At 61.9% G+C, this 15,411-nt stretch carries 12 protein-coding genes; 8 read left to right on the top strand and 4 right to left on the bottom strand.

The window, feature by feature from the left end; translation table 11 throughout:
- Positions 1-39 precede the first annotated feature (39 nt).
- The 5 genes from serC (at position 40) to glyA (ending at position 5,841) form a co-directional block, all read left to right on the top strand.
- Positions 40-1,122, top strand: coding sequence for a 3-phosphoserine/phosphohydroxythreonine transaminase (gene serC / locus PMI28_RS19260; RefSeq protein ID WP_007985027.1), 1,083 nt, complete (start codon positions 40-42; stop codon positions 1,120-1,122).
- Between the two features lie 123 nt (positions 1,123-1,245).
- Positions 1,246-2,499, top strand: coding sequence for a benzoate/H(+) symporter BenE family transporter (locus PMI28_RS19265; RefSeq protein WP_007985026.1), 1,254 nt, complete (start codon positions 1,246-1,248; stop codon positions 2,497-2,499).
- Positions 2,499-3,344 (top strand): YggS family pyridoxal phosphate-dependent enzyme, encoded by an 846-nt coding sequence (locus PMI28_RS19270; protein ID WP_007985025.1) that lies wholly within the window; start codon positions 2,499-2,501, stop codon positions 3,342-3,344. The genes PMI28_RS19265 and PMI28_RS19270 overlap by 1 nt, the downstream gene beginning before the upstream one ends.
- Before the next feature lie 24 nt (positions 3,345-3,368).
- A complete protein-coding gene (locus PMI28_RS19275; RefSeq protein ID WP_007985024.1) occupies positions 3,369-4,550 on the top strand; it encodes an aspartate aminotransferase family protein in 1,182 nt (393 codons plus the stop codon).
- A 25-nt stretch (positions 4,551-4,575) separates the two neighbouring features.
- Positions 4,576-5,841, top strand: coding sequence for a serine hydroxymethyltransferase (gene glyA / locus PMI28_RS19280; protein ID WP_007985023.1), 1,266 nt, complete (start codon positions 4,576-4,578; stop codon positions 5,839-5,841).
- Between the two features lie 255 nt (positions 5,842-6,096).
- Here the strand turns inward: glyA and PMI28_RS19285 are convergent, their stop codons facing one another.
- From PMI28_RS19285 to PMI28_RS19300, 4 genes are read right to left on the bottom strand one after another with little or no spacing between them, the layout of a single operon-like run.
- The gene (locus PMI28_RS19285; protein ID WP_007985022.1) at positions 6,097-7,122 is read right to left on the bottom strand and encodes a DUF2955 domain-containing protein; all 1,026 of its coding nucleotides are present in this window, start codon (positions 7,120-7,122) and stop codon (positions 6,097-6,099) included.
- Positions 7,112-8,230, bottom strand: coding sequence for an HlyD family secretion protein (locus tag PMI28_RS19290; protein ID WP_007985021.1), 1,119 nt, complete (start codon positions 8,228-8,230; stop codon positions 7,112-7,114). Before PMI28_RS19290 ends, PMI28_RS19285 begins: the two co-directional genes overlap by 11 nt.
- Positions 8,223-9,734, bottom strand: a complete 1,512-nt coding sequence (locus PMI28_RS19295; RefSeq protein WP_007985020.1) for an efflux transporter outer membrane subunit — start codon at positions 9,732-9,734, stop codon at positions 8,223-8,225. The genes PMI28_RS19290 and PMI28_RS19295 overlap by 8 nt, the downstream gene beginning before the upstream one ends.
- A gap of 14 nt (positions 9,735-9,748) precedes the next feature.
- A complete protein-coding gene (locus PMI28_RS19300; protein ID WP_007985019.1) occupies positions 9,749-10,906 on the bottom strand; it encodes an AI-2E family transporter in 1,158 nt (385 codons plus the stop codon).
- A 595-nt stretch (positions 10,907-11,501) separates the two neighbouring features.
- Between PMI28_RS19300 and PMI28_RS19305 the strand changes: the two genes are divergently transcribed.
- The 3 genes from PMI28_RS19305 (at position 11,502) to PMI28_RS19315 (ending at position 15,252) form a co-directional block, all read left to right on the top strand.
- On the top strand, positions 11,502-12,404 hold the full coding sequence (locus tag PMI28_RS19305) for a LysR family transcriptional regulator (RefSeq protein WP_007985018.1): 903 nt from the start codon (positions 11,502-11,504) through the stop codon (positions 12,402-12,404).
- Between the two features lie 127 nt (positions 12,405-12,531).
- Positions 12,532-13,158: a glutathione S-transferase family protein gene (locus PMI28_RS19310; protein WP_007985017.1), complete on the top strand. Its 627-nt coding sequence runs from the start codon at positions 12,532-12,534 to the stop codon at positions 13,156-13,158.
- A 63-nt stretch (positions 13,159-13,221) separates the two neighbouring features.
- A complete protein-coding gene (locus PMI28_RS19315; protein WP_007985016.1) occupies positions 13,222-15,252 on the top strand; it encodes a 2Fe-2S iron-sulfur cluster-binding protein in 2,031 nt (676 codons plus the stop codon).
- Positions 15,253-15,411 lie beyond the last annotated feature (159 nt).

The following is a 15,411-nucleotide window of genomic DNA, read 5'->3' as shown; positions in this document are numbered from 1 at the left end:
CGCACAGGGCAAGCGTTCTTGAACAGGAGTTACTCAACCATGGCTCGGTCACACAACTTCAGCGCAGGCCCCACCGCGGTGCCGTTGGACGTCCTCACTCAGGCGCACGAGGAGTTTTTCGATTTTGCCGGCACCGGCATGTCCGTGATGGAAATCAGCCATCGTTCGCAGGTGTTCATGACGGTGGCCCGCGAGGCCGAACGGGACCTGCGCGATATCCTCGGGGTGCCCCCCGCCTACAAAGTGCTGTTCCTGCAAGGGGGCGCCTCGTTGCAGTTCGCTCAAGTGCCGATGAACCTGATAGGCGATAAAGGCACGGCGGATTACCTGCACACCGGCCTCTGGTCGGGCAAGGCGATCGAGGCTGCACGGCGCTACTGCGATGTACGCGTGGTTGCCAGTACCCACGCGTCCGGTTTCGACCGCGTCCCCCATGCCTCGGACTGGCGCCTTAACGCCGACGCCGCCTACTTGCACTACACCGAGAATGAGACGGTGCACGGCGTGCAGTTTATCGACACGCCCGCGAGCGACGTGCCGCTGGTGTGCGATGCCTGTTCAAGCCTGCTGTCCAAGCCGATCGACATTGCCAGGCATGGGCTGGTGTATGCCGCCGCGCAGAAAAACATGGGCGTGGCCGGGTTGACGGTGGTCATCGTGGACCCGGCGTTGCTGGAGCGTTCCCATGCCTTTACCCCGGACATTCTCAACTACGCGCGCATCAGCGACGCGCAGTCGATGCTCAATACTCCGGCGACCTTCCCCTGGTACCTCACCGGCTTGACGCTCAAGTGGATCAAGCACAGCGGCGGTCTGCAGGCTCTGCATCAGCGCAACCAGGCTAAGGCGGGAATGCTGTACCGCGCCATCGATGGGAGTGACGGGTTTTATCGCAACCCTGTGCAGTTACCGTATCGCTCCATCAACAACGTGCCCTTCCGGCTGGCCGAGGCGGCTCTGGAGAAGGCCTTTTTGCGGAGCGCCGAGCAGGCCGGCCTCAATGGCCTCAAAGGCCACGCCAGCGTCGGCGGCCTGCGCGCCAGCCTCTACAACGCCGTTTCAGTGCCTGCGGTCGAGGCGCTGTGCGATTTCATGAACGCGTTTGCGCGCGAGCATGGCTGAGCCGACCACGCAAAGTGGTCTGGTCTGCTGCGTTAAAGCGTAGGGGTAAAACCTGCCATTCAACGGCTATAAATGACCGCTTACCAGCGACCGGATACATCGTCCAGCAAGGAGCCAAGACCTATGTCATCTACTCAATCTCTCTCGTCCCTGCGTCTGCGGGACCTGCTGCACCCGGTGGTTGCCGGGCTGATTTCGGTGATCGTCAATTACGGCGGCACCTTCATCCTGGTGTTTCAGGCCGCCAAGGTCGCAGGGCTCAGCCCTGAGTTGACGGCGTCGTGGGTTTGGTCAGTGTCGATCGGGGTAGGGGTGACCGGGCTGTTCCTCAGTTGGGTGAGCCGCGAGCCGATCATCACCGCCTGGTCGACCCCGGCGGCGGCTTTTTTGATCGTCGCCTTGGCGACCACACCCTACGCCGAGGCCATCGGGGCTTACATGATTTCGGCTGCAGCGTTCGTGCTGCTGGGCGTGTCCGGCTACTTTGAAAAAGCCGTTCGCCTGATCCCGCCCGGTGTGGCAGCGGGCTTGTTGGGCGGCATCCTGCTGCAGTTCGGCATCGGTGCGTTCGCCAGCATGAGCGTCGACCCGTTATTGGTCGGGGTGTTGATCGGCGCCTACATCGTGTTCAAGCGCTTGAGTGCGCGCTATGCGGTGGTCGGCATTCTGGTGCTGGGGCTTGGCTTTCTGCTGATGCAGGGGCGCGTGGATTTCATGGGGCTGGCGCTGGAGTTTGCGACACCGGTGTTCACACGCCCTGAGTTCTCGGTCAATGCGTTGTTGAGCGTGGCGTTGCCGCTGTTTCTGATCACCCTCACGGGGCAGTACATGCCGGGCATGCTGGTGCTGCGCAATGACGGGTTCAACACCAGTGCCAACCCGATCCTCAGCGTGACCGGGCTGGGTTCTTTGCTGATGGCGCCGTTCGGTTCCCATGCCTTCAACATCGCGGCCATCACGGCCGCCATCTGCACTGGCAAGGAAGCGTCTGAAGATCCGTCCAAGCGCTGGATCGCAGGCGTGGCCGCGGGCATCTTCTACATCTTGGTGGGGATTTTCGGCGTGACCCTGGCGGCGGTGTTCATGGCCTTCCCGGCGACCTTCATCACCACCCTGGCCGGGCTGGCCCTGTTGGGCACCCTCGGCGCGAGCCTGGCCAATGCCATGGCGGACGTGAAATCGCGGGAAGCGTCGCTGATCACCTTTCTGGCCTGCGCGGCCAATATCACCCTGCTGGGCATCGGCGGCGCGTTCTGGGGCCTGGTCATCGGCCTGGCGGCCTACGCCGTGCTCAATGGGCAGTTGCCGCGTCGTGAAAAGACTGCTGTCCCACAGGCCGAACCGGTTGCAGTGCCCACCAACGGAGCGGCCAACTGATGTCTGATCAAACCGAAGACCTCAACATCCTGCATGCGCGCCATGGTCGTTACCCACAGGCCGACAGTGTCGAAGACTTTCGCCGCAACCTGGCCGCCGTGCAGCAACGCATTGTCGAGGCGTGCCGTCGGGTAGGGCGGGACCCGGCCGGTGTGCGCTTGCTGCCGGTCAGCAAAACCTTTGATGAAGCTCATCTGCGTCTGGCCTATGCCGCCGGTTGCCGCCTGTTGGGCGAGAACAAAGTGCAGGAAGCACAGCGCAAGTGGGAAGCCATGACCGACCTGCAAGACCTGCAATGGTCGGTGATCGGCCATTTGCAGACCAACAAGGCCAAGCAGGTCGCACGCTTCGCCAGCGAGTTCCAGGCCCTCGACAGCCTGCGGGTGGCCGAGGCGCTGGACCGTCGCCTGCGCATTGAAGGTCGGCAGATGGACGTGTTCGTCCAGGTCAATACCTCCGGCGAAGCCAGCAAGTACGGGCTGGCGCCCGATGACGTGGCGGCTTTCCTGGAGACTATGCCAGCGTTCCCGACACTGCGGGTTCGCGGGTTGATGACGCTGGCGCTGTTCTCGGCCGACGCGGTGCGGGTACGCCCATGCTTCGTCCGGCTGCGTGAATTGCGCGACCGCTTGCGTCATTGCGCCCCTGACGGGGTGTCGCTGCAAGAGCTGTCGATGGGCATGTCGGGTGACTTTGAAATCGCCATTGAAGAGGGCGCGACCGTGGTGCGCGTCGGACAAGCGATCTTCGGTGCCCGAGCCATGCCGGATGCGTACTACTGGCCGACCGCCGATGCCGGCCCCCTCAGTGAAGACACGTTGTTGTCGATCACTCCCAGCCGTTGATCCCCCTCTACAGGAAGGCCCGCAATGTCCGCTGCACCCGCTTACCTCATGCACACCTCAGCCCGACAACCGGTTTCGTTCAGCCGAGGCCAGGGCGCCTCGTTGTGGGACACCGAGGGTGTTGAATACCTGGATGCCATCGCCGGTGTGGCGGTGACGAGCCTGGGGCATGCCAACCCCGAAATTGCCGCGGCCATCGCCGAACAGGCCACGGTGTTACTGCACACGACCAACCTGTTTCACATCCCATGGCAGGAGCAATTGGGCGAACGACTGTGCCTGCTCTCGGGCATGCAACGGGCGTTTTTCTGCAACTCCGGAGCGGAGGCCAACGAAGCGGCGCTCAAACTGGCCCGCCTGCACGCCAACGCCCGGCAGGTGACCCAGCCGCAAGTGTTGGTGATGGACAACAGTTTTCACGGGCGCACCCTGGCCACCCTCGCCGCCACCGGCAACCCCGCCGTGCATCGCGGCTTCGAGCCCCTGATGCCGGGCTTTGTGCGAGTGCCTTTCGACAACATCGAGGCGATTCGCCAGGTCGCGGCGCAGTCACCCGATATCGTCGCGGTGCTCGTCGAGCCGGTGCAGGGTGAGGGGGGCGTGCACGCCGCCTCTGCCGGCTACCTGCAGGCCCTGCGCCAACTGTGTGATGAACACGACTGGCTGATGATGATCGATGAAGTGCAGACCGGGCTGGGCCGCACCGGTACCTGGTTTGGCTTTGAGCATGCGGGCATCGAGCCGGACGTCATTACCCTGGCCAAAGCGCTGGGCAACGGTTTCCCCATCGGCGCGTGCCTGGCGCGGGGCAAGGCCGCCGAGCTGTTTTCCCCCGGCCACCATGCGTCCACGTTCGGCGGTAACCCGCTGGCGTGCCGCGTGGGCTGCACAGTGCTCGACATCATGCAGCGCGATCACATCCCGCAACGCGCTGCCGCCTCGGGCCGCCGCTTGTTGGCGGCCTTGAAGCTGGCGCTGGGCAACCATCCTGAGGTGGTGTCCGTTCGCGGCATCGGCTTGATGATCGGCATTGAACTCAATGGCCCGTGCGCCGAACTGGTCGGCCGGGCCCGTGAAGAACAACGTCTGCTGATCACCGTCACACGGGGCACCACCGTGCGCCTGTTGCCGCCGCTGATCTGCGATGACGCACAGATCGACGACATCGCCGCGCGCATCACGCGCCTGCTGTCACCCGCCGCTTGAATTCTTGACCAAGGACACTTTGCACATGTACGACTCGACGCTGACCCTCAACGCTTTCGACCCTGAGCTGTATGAATCGATTCACAACGAAGAGCATCGCCAGGAAGACCATATCGAGCTGATCGCCTCGGAAAACTATGCCAGCCCGCTGGTGATGAAAACCCAGAGCACGGTGCTCACCAACAAGTACGCCGAAGGCTACCCCGGCAAGCGCTATTACAGCGGCTGCGAATACGTCGATGTGGCCGAGCGGCTGGCCATCAAGCGGGTCAAGGCCCTGTTCGACTGCGACTACGCCAACGTGCAACCCCATGCGGGCGCCCAGGCCAACGCGGCGGTCTTCCTGGCACTGATCAACCCCGGTGATACGGTGATGGGCATGAACCTGGCCCAGGGCGGTCACCTGACCCACGGCAACCCAGCCAACTTTTCGGGGCGTCACTACACCATCGTGCCTTATGGACTGGACCCGAAAACCGGCTTTCTTGACTATGACGAGATGGAGCGAATCGCACTGCAGACACGCCCCAAAATGTTGATCGGTGGTTTTTCCGCGTATTCGCGGTACAAGGACTGGGCACGCATGCGCAGCATTGCCGACAAGGTAGGGGCTATCTTCTGGGTCGATATGGCCCACGTCGCCGGGCTGGTCGCCGCGGGCGAATACCCGGACCCGCTTCCCCATGCGCATGTGGTCACCAGCACCACGCACAAAACCCTGCGCGGGCCACGCGGCGGTTTGATTTTGTCCAAGGGACAGGATGAAGACTTTTACAAAAAGCTCGATTCCGCTGTGTTTCCCGGCGTGCAGGGCGGGCCGCTGATGCACCAGATCGCGGCCAAGGCCGTGGCGTTCAAGGAAGCGCTTGCGCCGGAGTTCAGCATCTACCAGACCCAAGTGGTCATCAACGCCCGGGCCATGGCCGGGGTGTTGCAAAAGCGCGGGTACAAGATCGTCTCGGGCGGCACCGACAACCACATGATGCTGATCGACCTGTCCGACAAGCCCTACACCGGCAAGGAGGCCGACGCGGCCCTGAGCAGTGCCTATATCACCGCCAACAAAAACTCGGTGCCGAATGACCCGCGCTCACCGTTTGTGACATCCGGCCTTCGTATCGGTACCCCGGCGGTGACCACCCGCGGGTTTGGTGTGGAGGCCTGCGAGCAAGTGGCCGGCTGGTTGTGCGACGTACTGGACGCCCTGGAAAACGGAGACAGCGACAAGGTCGGGCACCACGTGCGCGAACAGGTTGTCGCGCTGTGCCGTCGTTTTCCAGTCTATCGCTGAGTCTGGCCCGGTCATTCCCTGATCGGGTGGTGGCCGGGTGTTCAATTGTTTTATCAGGCGATCCCCTTGGCCACACCCACGCGCCATTGACCAGGTAACACCTGGATCGAGCGATTCAAGAGTACCAGTGCGCGTTACCCGAACTGAGTCTGCAGCATAGACATAGAGCGGAGCGCTGCATTGCGGGCTCGGCAGCTGCTACAGATCGCATGACCGCTTAACTGGCTGGCATTACCTTCTCAGGGGGGGCTGTTTCTAGGTGGACGTCATTCGACGTTGCCGCCGCGTGTCGAGCAAATACACCATCGCACAAGCATACAAAGTCACCAGAATGAACAGGCCCATGCGTATGGCGAAGGCGGTGTAGACGTCCTTGCCCGCGGCACTGTCCTGCACCGATTGGCCGAGCAGAATGATCAGGGTCGCCAGGCTGTTGAGCCAGAAACTCGGTGGTTGTCGGGTCATGGCCAGGCCGTAGAGTTTTCTGGCCACCAGCAAGCCGAACAGCAGCATCCACAGAAAGAACATCCACAGGTTGACGAACAGGCTCAGCGCGCACCAGAAAAGGATCGCCATCAGGCCGCCGAGCAGGGTCGAGCCGAGCAATTCCTGGCCGGCGCTGCGGGCGCTGGTTGCGCAGCTCTGTTGGCCGAGGCTGACGGCTTTCATGATGATCGGCAGGTAGCTGGCCGGGTCGATCATGGCCAGCAGGAACGTCGGCAGCACCACCAGCGTGGCTCGTAGCGCCAGCCAGCTGCTTTCGGTGGGCGTAAGGTTCGGGCCGGGCTTGGCCGGTGGGGCGCTGGCGGGGTCGGGAAACAGCCAATGGCTGATGGTCAGCGTGGTGACGGCCAGGAACAGTCCCTTGACCAGGGCCACGATCACCTCGAGCGCCAGGGCGAATTCAGCGGTTCCGGCGGAACTGATCAAGGTCAGGCCCACCACCAGGAATGTCGCCACCAGCGGGTTGCCGCCGCGCAGACCATAACCGAAGGCCAGAAACAGACACAGTCCGACCAGCAACACGCCACTGAACGGGTAGTAGCGCAGCAGGGGAATGAGCAGCAGGCCGGTCCCGGTGGTCAACATCAGGATCAGGATCAGACCCAGGCTGGCCTTGAACGGCAACGGTCGGTTCATCGCCGCCAGCATCATCAGCGCCAGCATCGGCGCGAGGAACGGGATGGGCAGGGCTAGACCAAAGCTCGCCGCCAGGCACAGCGCCGTGCCGAAGCTCAGGCGCAGGGCGCGCTGAACCCGGGCCGGGCGCTCAATACGCATAGGACATCCAGCTCATCAGGCGCAGGAACAGGCGACCGAGAACATTCAGCGGATTACCTTCACCCGGGAACGCCATGACTTCGGCCTGCCCGCCGGCCCGGATGCCTTGCGGGCTGGTCAACTCACCGGGCTCGAATTCGATAATGACCGGAAATCGCTGGGCAGGGCGCAGCCAATCGCGGCTGTTCTCCACTTTCGGCAGGCTCCCCGGCTGGGTGGTCTGGCCGACATCAACGCCATAGCCGACGCTGCGCACATGGCCTTTGAAGATTCTCCCCGGCAGGGCATCGAGGACGATGGAAACCGGCGTCCCGGGCTGGACGCTTCCCAGGTTGTTTTCGGTCATGTCGGCGCTGATCCAGACATCGTGGATGGCGATCAGGGTCATCACCGGAGCACCGGCGGCGGCGAACTGGCCGACATCGGTGCGCAAATCGGTGATCAGGCCGGCCGAGCGCGCGTGGACCTTCGTGTTGCTCAAATCCAGCTCGGCTTTTTCAAGGTTGCTGGCGGCGCTGAGCAACTGGGCGTTTTCTGATTCGTTACCGCCCTGTTGTTCCCGTGCCCGTTGCACTTCGGCCTTGGCTGCAGCGACCTGGCTGATGGACTCTTCGAGGGTGGCGCGGGAAATCTCCAGGCGGCGCAGCGAGATGGTGCCCGGGTCTTCGCGGTACAGACGTTCAAGGCGCTGGATGTCCTGGCGTGCCTTGAGCTCGTTGGCTTGGGATGCGCGCAGGGATGCTTGCTTGGAGTCGACGCCGGCGGTGTTGGCGCCCACCTGGCGACGGGTCGACTCAAGGTCGGCGCGGGCGCGATCGACGGCAATCTGGTACTGCTCCGGATTGACTTCAAACAGCAATTCGCCGGCCTTGACGTCCTGGTTATTGCGTACGTGCACCTGGGTCACCCGGCCGGATACCTCGGCCGCCACCGGCACCACGAAGGCCTGCACTCGCGCCTGTTGCGTGTAGGGTGTGTAGCGGTCGGCCAGCAGGTACCAGACCAGGCTCAGGATGATCAACAGCACCACCCAGTTGATCGCTTTTTTGGCCGGGTCGGCGGCGGGTGCCGAGGTGTTCTCGGCGGCCGGTTGTGGGCTGTCAGTCATGGGCACTTTCCTTCGGTTCGTCGAGCAGATCGCCCCAATCGGTCCGTTGTTGCATCTGTTGGCGGGTGGCGGGGTCGATCATCGGCCGGTCGCTGTACCAGCCACCGCCCAGGGCCTTGTACAGAGCGATCAGGCTGTTGACGGCGGTGCCACGGTTGACCAGGTAGATGTCTTGCTGGGCGAACAGGGCGCGCTGGGCATCCAGCACGCGCTGGAAATCCGAATAGCCTTCGCGGTATTGGGCATTGGCCAGGGTCACCGAACGTTCGGCGGCCACCGACGCATCGCTGAGGATTTGGTCGCGCTCCAACGCCTTGATCAAGCCGGTCGCGGCATCGTCGGCCTCGCGTGCAGCCTGGCGCACGCTGTCCTGGTAGATAACGATCAATTGCTGCAAGCGGGCATCCTGCACGCGGACGTTGTTGGTGATCCGACCATGGTCGAAGATGTCCCAGCGCATACTGGGGCCGGCCACCAGGTCGAGGGTATTGGATGCACCATTGAGCGAGCTGGCGGACCAGACGATGCTGCCCAGCAGACTGATGGAGGGGTACAGGTCGGTCTCGGCCACGCCGATCAATGCCGACTGCGCCGCCACTTGCAGCTCGGCAGCGCGAACATCGGGGCGCCGCACCAACAGGTTGGCAGGCACATCCTGCAAGACCGCGGTATCGAGCAGAGGCACCACCCCGGTGTAGCGATCAAGATCAGGGATCGTGCCGGGAGGCTGGCCGATCAGGGTGGACAACGCATTGCGCAAGCTCGCCACCTGGCTTTCGAAATCAGGGATGGTACTGAGGGTGCCCAGGTACTGGGTCTTGGCTTGTTGCAGATCGAGTTCGGCTTCGGCTCCGCTTTTGAACAGGCGCTCGGTGATCTCGTAGCTGCGTTTTTGCAATGCGGCGTTACTGCGGGCGATGTGCAGGCGCGCCTCGGCGGTACGCAAGGCGTAGTAGGTTTGCGCCAGTTGCGCGTGCAACAGCACCAGGGCATTTTCATAGTTGGCCTGGGCAGCAAACCAGGATGCGTCGGCTGATTCGATGGCACGGCTGAAACGCCCCCAGAAATCCAGCTCCCAACCAATATCGAAACCGGCGCTGTATTGCCAGAAATGCGTGTCCTGGGGGTTGGCGCCGCCCGATTGTCGACGGTTCAGGTAGAGGCTGTCGGCGCTGGCCTGCTGCAATTGCGGGTAGCGTCCACTCAGGGCGATGCCCAATTGCGCGCGGGATTCCATGACCCGCAGGCCTGCGACCTGCAGGTCGGCGTTGTGGGCATCGGCTTCGGCGATCAAGTGGTCCAGCACCGGGTCGTCGAACACGCGCCACCATTGGCGACTGTCCGGTTGCGGCCGTTTTTGCCCGGCGATTTCCAGGGCCGGGCTGTTCCAGTGTTCGACCCAGGGCTGGGCCGGTGACTGGAAATCCGGGCCCAGTTGCACGCAGCCACCCAGAACGACGGTGCCGCAGAGCAGCAGCCGGCTGATGCGAGCAGGGCATGGCATCAAGCGCAAACTCCTCAGAGGGGACGCTGATCGTTCATTGCCTCGATTTTCGGAGTCTCGTTCACCGCGTCGATCTGAGGCGTCTCGTTCAGTCCCTCGGCCGACGGTTGGTCCTGGACCCATTGCCAGAACAGTTGGTAACCCACCGCCAACGCTACCGGCCCGATGAACAAACCGATGAAGCCGCCGCTCACCATGCCGCCCAGGGCGCCAATCAGAATCACCGGCATCGGGACATCGACGCCACGACCCAGCATCAATGGCTTGAGGACGTTGTCGGCCATCCCGGCAATCAGGCTGTAGATGCCAAACACGATGGTTCCCAGGGTGGTGCCATCGGTGGCGAAGACATAAGCGATCACCGGAAGGGTCACCAGCAGCACCGGTAATTGCATGATCCCCATCAACAGCGCAACCATCGCCAGCAGCCCGGCACCGGGGACGCCCATGAGCACGAAGCCCACGCCTACCAGCAACATCTGAATGAACGCGATGCCCACCACGCCCTGGGCGACTGCGCGGATGGTTGCCGTGCAGAGCTCGGTAATGCGTGGGCCACGCTCTGGTCCGGAAAGGCGCGAGGTGATGGCCAGGGCGCTTCTTTCGCCGTTTTCGCCATAGGCCATGAATACGCCGGCAATGATCAGGGCGCCGATGAACAACAGAAAACCCACACCAACGTCAGCCATTTTGCCCAACAAGGTCAGGCCGATGGACTTGATATAGGGCATCAGCTTCATGAACACACTGCTCATGTTGGTGGCGGCCTGCATCCAGTAGTCGTAGAGCGGCTGGCCAATAAGCGGCAGGGAGGCGATTTTTTCGCTGGGTAGCGGGATCTGCAGCGAATCGGACTTGAGGATTGCCAGGGTGCCCTGGATCGACTCACTGATCGAGGTGCCCAGCAGGTAGATCGGTACCATCAGCAAGGCCAGGGCGACCACCACGATCAGGGTCGCGGCATGACCGTCCTTGTTGACCAGCTTGCGCTTGATGAGCGCATGCAGTGGATACAGGGTGATGGCCAGAATCAGTGCCCAGAGCATGAGGTTGAGGAAGGGGTGAAAGATCTGGAAGCAGAACAGTACCAGCACCGTAATGAGCCCGGCGCGAATCAGTACATCGAGCAAACCACCGGACAGTGCTCTAGCAGAAATGTTTGTGCGTAACATTTTCGAACTCCTTGCTGTGTCACACAGATTAGCCAGCCATATGAAGTTCAACTTTTCCCTACTAAGTGAACCCTTGAAGCAAGATCGACGGACAGCCGTCCAAGCGTTAACAACCCATAACGCCTTACACCGGGTAGAGAAAATTTCAACGGGGTGCCTACCAAAAACTCAATAGGTAACAGGGTGGCTTGTAGTATAGGAGCAGTCGTGTATTCCGCCTGTTCAGGCAGACCGGAATCGCGCTGCAGTTGATGGTGCCCGCTGATGAGCCTTTACCTGGAGATTGGTTTGACGCAGTGCCAATGGCTGGTTTTTCCTGTCAGGTATTAGCCGTTGCAGCTGGCGGGTCCGGATAATTGCGAACAGTTGTACCCGTCGCAAGATAATAATCCTCAATAATTATCAATAATTCCCGGTGCGTTTGTTCGAGTGTCCGTGGGTTTGAGACTCACATTGTTTTCACGGAGTAGACGCTAGAGTTCAGTAGCCCATTGATTTACTTGATGGTCGTGTACCCCATTATGTTATTGACCGCCTGCGCAACAAATCCCGGTCAGCGGTTGCGACTTTATTGATTCGAAAGGAGGACATGTCCATGGACCGCTTCCAGGAAATGCAGGTCTTCGCTGCCGTCGCCCAGGAACAGGGTTTTTCGGCGGCGGCGCGGCGTTTGGGCCTGTCGGCGGCCAGCGTCACCCGAGCGGTGGCGGCGCTGGAGAAGCGTATTGGCACGCAACTGCTCACACGTACAACGCGCAGTGTGCATTTGAGTGAGGCCGGTCAGCGATATCTGGAGGACTGTCGGAGAATTCTCGCCGAGGTGCAGGAAGCGGAGGATTCGGCAGCAGGCAGCCATATCCATCCTCGTGGGCAACTGACCATCACCGCACCGGTTTTGTTTGGAGAGCTGTTTGTCACGCCGTTGATGGTGAGCTACCTGACGCAATTCCCCGAGGTCTGCATCAACGCGATGCTGGTGGATCGGGTGGTGAGCGTGGTCGAGGAGGGCATTGATGTGGCCATCCGCATCGGCGAACTCCCTGACAGCAATCAGCATGCGATCCGCGTGGGCGAGGTGCGGCGGGTGATCTGCGCTTCGCCACAGTTTCTGGCCAGCCATGGTCGGCCCAGGCATCCACAGGAGCTGGCCCAGGCGTCGATTATTGCGACATCGGCCATTGGCCAACTCAGGAGTTGGCCATTCATTGAAGACGGCGAAACCTTGAGTGTGCGGGCTGAGCCGCGACTGGTGGTGACGGCGAATCAGGCGGCCATCACGGCAGCCAGTTTGGGGTTGGGATTCACGCGGGTACTGTCATATCAAGTCGCGAGCAAGGTGGCCGCCGGGGAGCTGGAAATCATTCTGGCCGACTTCGAGCTGCCGCCATTGCCTATCCATGTGCTCTATCAGGGTGGACGCAAAGCGCCGGCCCGGGTGCGCAGTTTTGTGGATTTCGCGGTAAAGACACTGCGCGAGCATCCGGCGCTCAATCATTGAGTTATTTCATCCTCTGAAATAATGGATTGCGTTTGCTGGTGATTCTGTTGTTTTGGTTGTGGGTGGAAGATACGCCCCATCGGCGCTGCTCTCTCCTGAACAGCACCACTGACCCGAGGTGTCGACCATGCAAGCGATCAAACTCTACAACTTCCCACGTTCCGGCCACGCGCATCGTGTCGAGTTGATGCTGTCCCTGCTGAAATTGCCGACCGAATTGATCTTCGTTGACCTCGCCAAGGGCGAACACAAGCAACCGGCGTTCCTGGCGCTCAATGCATTCGGTCAGGTGCCGGTGATTGATGACGAGGGCGTGGTGCTGGCCGATTCCAACGCGATTCTGGTTTATCTGGCGCAAAAGTACGGCAATGGTCGCTGGCTGCCGACGGATCCGGTGGGGGCCGCCAAGGTCCAGCGCTGGTTATCGGTGGCTGCCGGTCCGATTGCCTTCGGCCCTGCCCGGGCTAGATTGATCACCGTGTTTGGCGCGCCTTACAACGCTGAAGAAGTGATTGCCTACGCCCACACCGTGCTCAAAGTGATCGATCACGAACTGGCCAATACGCCGTATCTGGCTGGCAGCGAGCCGACGGTGGCCGACGTCGCGGCCTACAGCTACATCGCCCATGCGCCCGAGGGCAACGTGTCGCTGGACGAGTACACCAATATTCGCGCCTGGCTGGCTCGCATCGAAGCCTTACCGGGTTTTGTCGGCATGCCGCGCACCGTCGCCGGTCTGCAAAAAACTGCCTGATGCTGGCGGCCCGGAGTTGCCGGGCCGCCCCGTTCTGCGCCACTGGCGCAGGGGAGAAGCCCTATGGACCGTTCACCCTGGCATGCCGGCGAGAAACAATTGCAGGCGCATGTAGGCGTTGCCGAACGAATGGAAATTTTCGGTCGTAAGGTGATTCGCAGCGAGATGCCGGATCAGCACCGCACGTTTTATCAGCAATTGCCGTTCATGCTGTACGGAGCGGTGGATGCCGACGGTCATCCCTGGGCCAGTATCCTTGAAGGCCAGCCCGGTTTCGCACACTCGCCAGAACCTGGCCTGCTGCAATTTCGCAGCCTGCCGACCTTTGATGATCCCGCGCAGTTGAGCGACGGCGCGGCCATCGGCCTGTTGGGCATCGAGTTGCACACCCGCCGTCGCAACCGCATCAACGGGCATGTCCGCGCCATGACCACGGGCGGTTTCGCGGTGACGGTGGATCAGTCCTTCGGCAATTGCCCGCAGTACATTCAGTTGCGCCAGTTTCACTCGGTGCCGCTGGCCGACCCCTCGACGCGTGTCGCCCAGCATTTCAGCGGGCTGGATGATGCGGCCAAAGCCATGATTGCCGGGGCGGACACGTTCTTCGTTGCCAGTTATGTGGATGTCGACGGCGAGCGCTCGGTGGATGTTTCTCACCGTGGCGGTCAGAGCGGTTTCGTACACGTGGAAGGCAATCGCCTGACCATTCCGGACTTCGCCGGCAACCTGCATTTCAACACCTTGGGCAACCTGCTGCTCAATCCCCGGGCCGGGTTGTTGTTCATCGATTTCAATACCGGGGATTTGCTGCAGCTCAGCGGGCGTACTGAAATCCTTCTGGAAGGTCCTCAGGTCGAGGCGTTCCAGGGGGCCGAGCGCCTGTGGACAATCGATGTCGAGCAAGTCGTACGCCGCCCCGCCGCACTGGCGTTGCGCTGGCGTTTCGACGGCGTTTCACCCACCAGTTTGCTCACCGGTACATGGGCGCAGGCCGAGGCACGTCTGCAGGCCAAGGCTTTGGGCGATCAATGGCGGCCGTTGCGGGTGGCGCGGATTGAGGCGCAAAGCCACAACATTCGCTCGATTTACCTGGAGCCTGCCGATGGAGCCGGGTTGCCACTGTTTCAGGCCGGGCAGCATTTGCCCCTGCGCTTCAATATTGACGGTGATGTACACATCCGCACGTACAGTTTATCGAGCGCTCCGTCCGATGATTTTTTCCGCATCAGCGTGAAGCGTGACGGGCGGGTGTCTACGCATTTGCATGAGCAGATTCGTGTCGGCGACCTGTTGGAGGCGCGAGCGCCGCAAGGGCACTTCACCGTAGCGCCCCATGAGCGTCGGCCACTGGTGTTGCTGGCGGCCGGGGTGGGCATCACGCCGCTGTTGTCGATGCTGCGCGAGGTGGTTTACCAGGGATTGCGCACTCGCCGTATCCGCCCGACGTGGTTTATCCAGAGTTCGCGCACGCTGGCCGACCAGCCGTTTCGCCGGGAACTGGATCGCTTGCTCGAAGATGCCGGTGACGCGGTGCGGGTAGTGCGTTTGCTCAGCCAACCGGAAGCCGAGGCGGTGCAAGGAGAGGACTTCGACCTCAGTGGACGGATCGACGTCGCGCTGCTCAAGGATCTGCTGACGGTCGAGGATTACGATCAGCTGGATTTTGTTGTCTGTGGCCCCGGAAGTTTTACCCAGGCGCTGTACGACGGCTTGCGCGAGCTGGACATTCGCGATTCGCGGATTCACGCCGAAACCTTTGGCCCGTCGACATTGCGCCGGCGCCCGGACCCCGATGCGGTGGTCATCGAGCAACCGCCAGCCGCCACCACGTCCGTACCCGTGGTGTTCCAGCGTTCGGCCAAGGAGGCGCGCTGGCAACCGGAGGGCGGCAGCTTGCTGGAGTTGGCGGAAAGCCGGGGCCTGCGTCCGGAATTCAGTTGTCGCGGTGGCTCCTGCGGCACCTGCAAGACGCGCTTGGTCAGCGGTCAGGTGCATTACCCACTGCCGCCAGCGGAGGTGCCGGATGACGGACACGTACTGATTTGCTGTGCGATTCCGGCGCAGGGGGCGCAGCCGTTGGTGCTGGATATCTGAAGGAAGATTACCGCTGAACATTGCCCGCCGGTCGATGGCTGGGTAGGGTAGTGGGCAGAACGAAAAAGGGCCCAGAGGCTACGCCTTCCTTGTAGCAGCTGCCGAAGGCGGCGTCCGGCTGCGCAGCAGTCGTAAATCCGGCTTGCACGATCTCTCTGA

The organism is Pseudomonas sp. GM48 (assembly GCF_000282335.1).
Classification (GTDB): domain Bacteria; phylum Pseudomonadota; class Gammaproteobacteria; order Pseudomonadales; family Pseudomonadaceae; genus Aquipseudomonas.
The sequence above is the reverse complement of the archived record's forward strand: the minus strand, read 5'-3'. Positions and strand labels throughout refer to the sequence as shown.

Coding starts and splice junctions, on each gene's coding strand:
- serC (WP_007985027.1), top strand. CDS start 40: ATGGCTCGGTCACACAACTTCAGCGCAGGCCCCACCGCGGTGCCGTTG.
- PMI28_RS19265 (WP_007985026.1), top strand. CDS start 1,246: ATGTCATCTACTCAATCTCTCTCGTCCCTGCGTCTGCGGGACCTGCTG.
- PMI28_RS19270 (WP_007985025.1), top strand. CDS start 2,499: ATGTCTGATCAAACCGAAGACCTCAACATCCTGCATGCGCGCCATGGT.
- PMI28_RS19275 (WP_007985024.1), top strand. CDS start 3,369: ATGTCCGCTGCACCCGCTTACCTCATGCACACCTCAGCCCGACAACCG.
- glyA (WP_007985023.1), top strand. CDS start 4,576: ATGTACGACTCGACGCTGACCCTCAACGCTTTCGACCCTGAGCTGTAT.
- PMI28_RS19285 (WP_007985022.1), bottom strand. CDS start 7,122: ATGCGTATTGAGCGCCCGGCCCGGGTTCAGCGCGCCCTGCGCCTGAGC.
- PMI28_RS19290 (WP_007985021.1), bottom strand. CDS start 8,230: ATGACTGACAGCCCACAACCGGCCGCCGAGAACACCTCGGCACCCGCC.
- PMI28_RS19295 (WP_007985020.1), bottom strand. CDS start 9,734: ATGCCATGCCCTGCTCGCATCAGCCGGCTGCTGCTCTGCGGCACCGTC.
- PMI28_RS19300 (WP_007985019.1), bottom strand. CDS start 10,906: ATGTTACGCACAAACATTTCTGCTAGAGCACTGTCCGGTGGTTTGCTC.
- PMI28_RS19305 (WP_007985018.1), top strand. CDS start 11,502: ATGGACCGCTTCCAGGAAATGCAGGTCTTCGCTGCCGTCGCCCAGGAA.
- PMI28_RS19310 (WP_007985017.1), top strand. CDS start 12,532: ATGCAAGCGATCAAACTCTACAACTTCCCACGTTCCGGCCACGCGCAT.
- PMI28_RS19315 (WP_007985016.1), top strand. CDS start 13,222: ATGGACCGTTCACCCTGGCATGCCGGCGAGAAACAATTGCAGGCGCAT.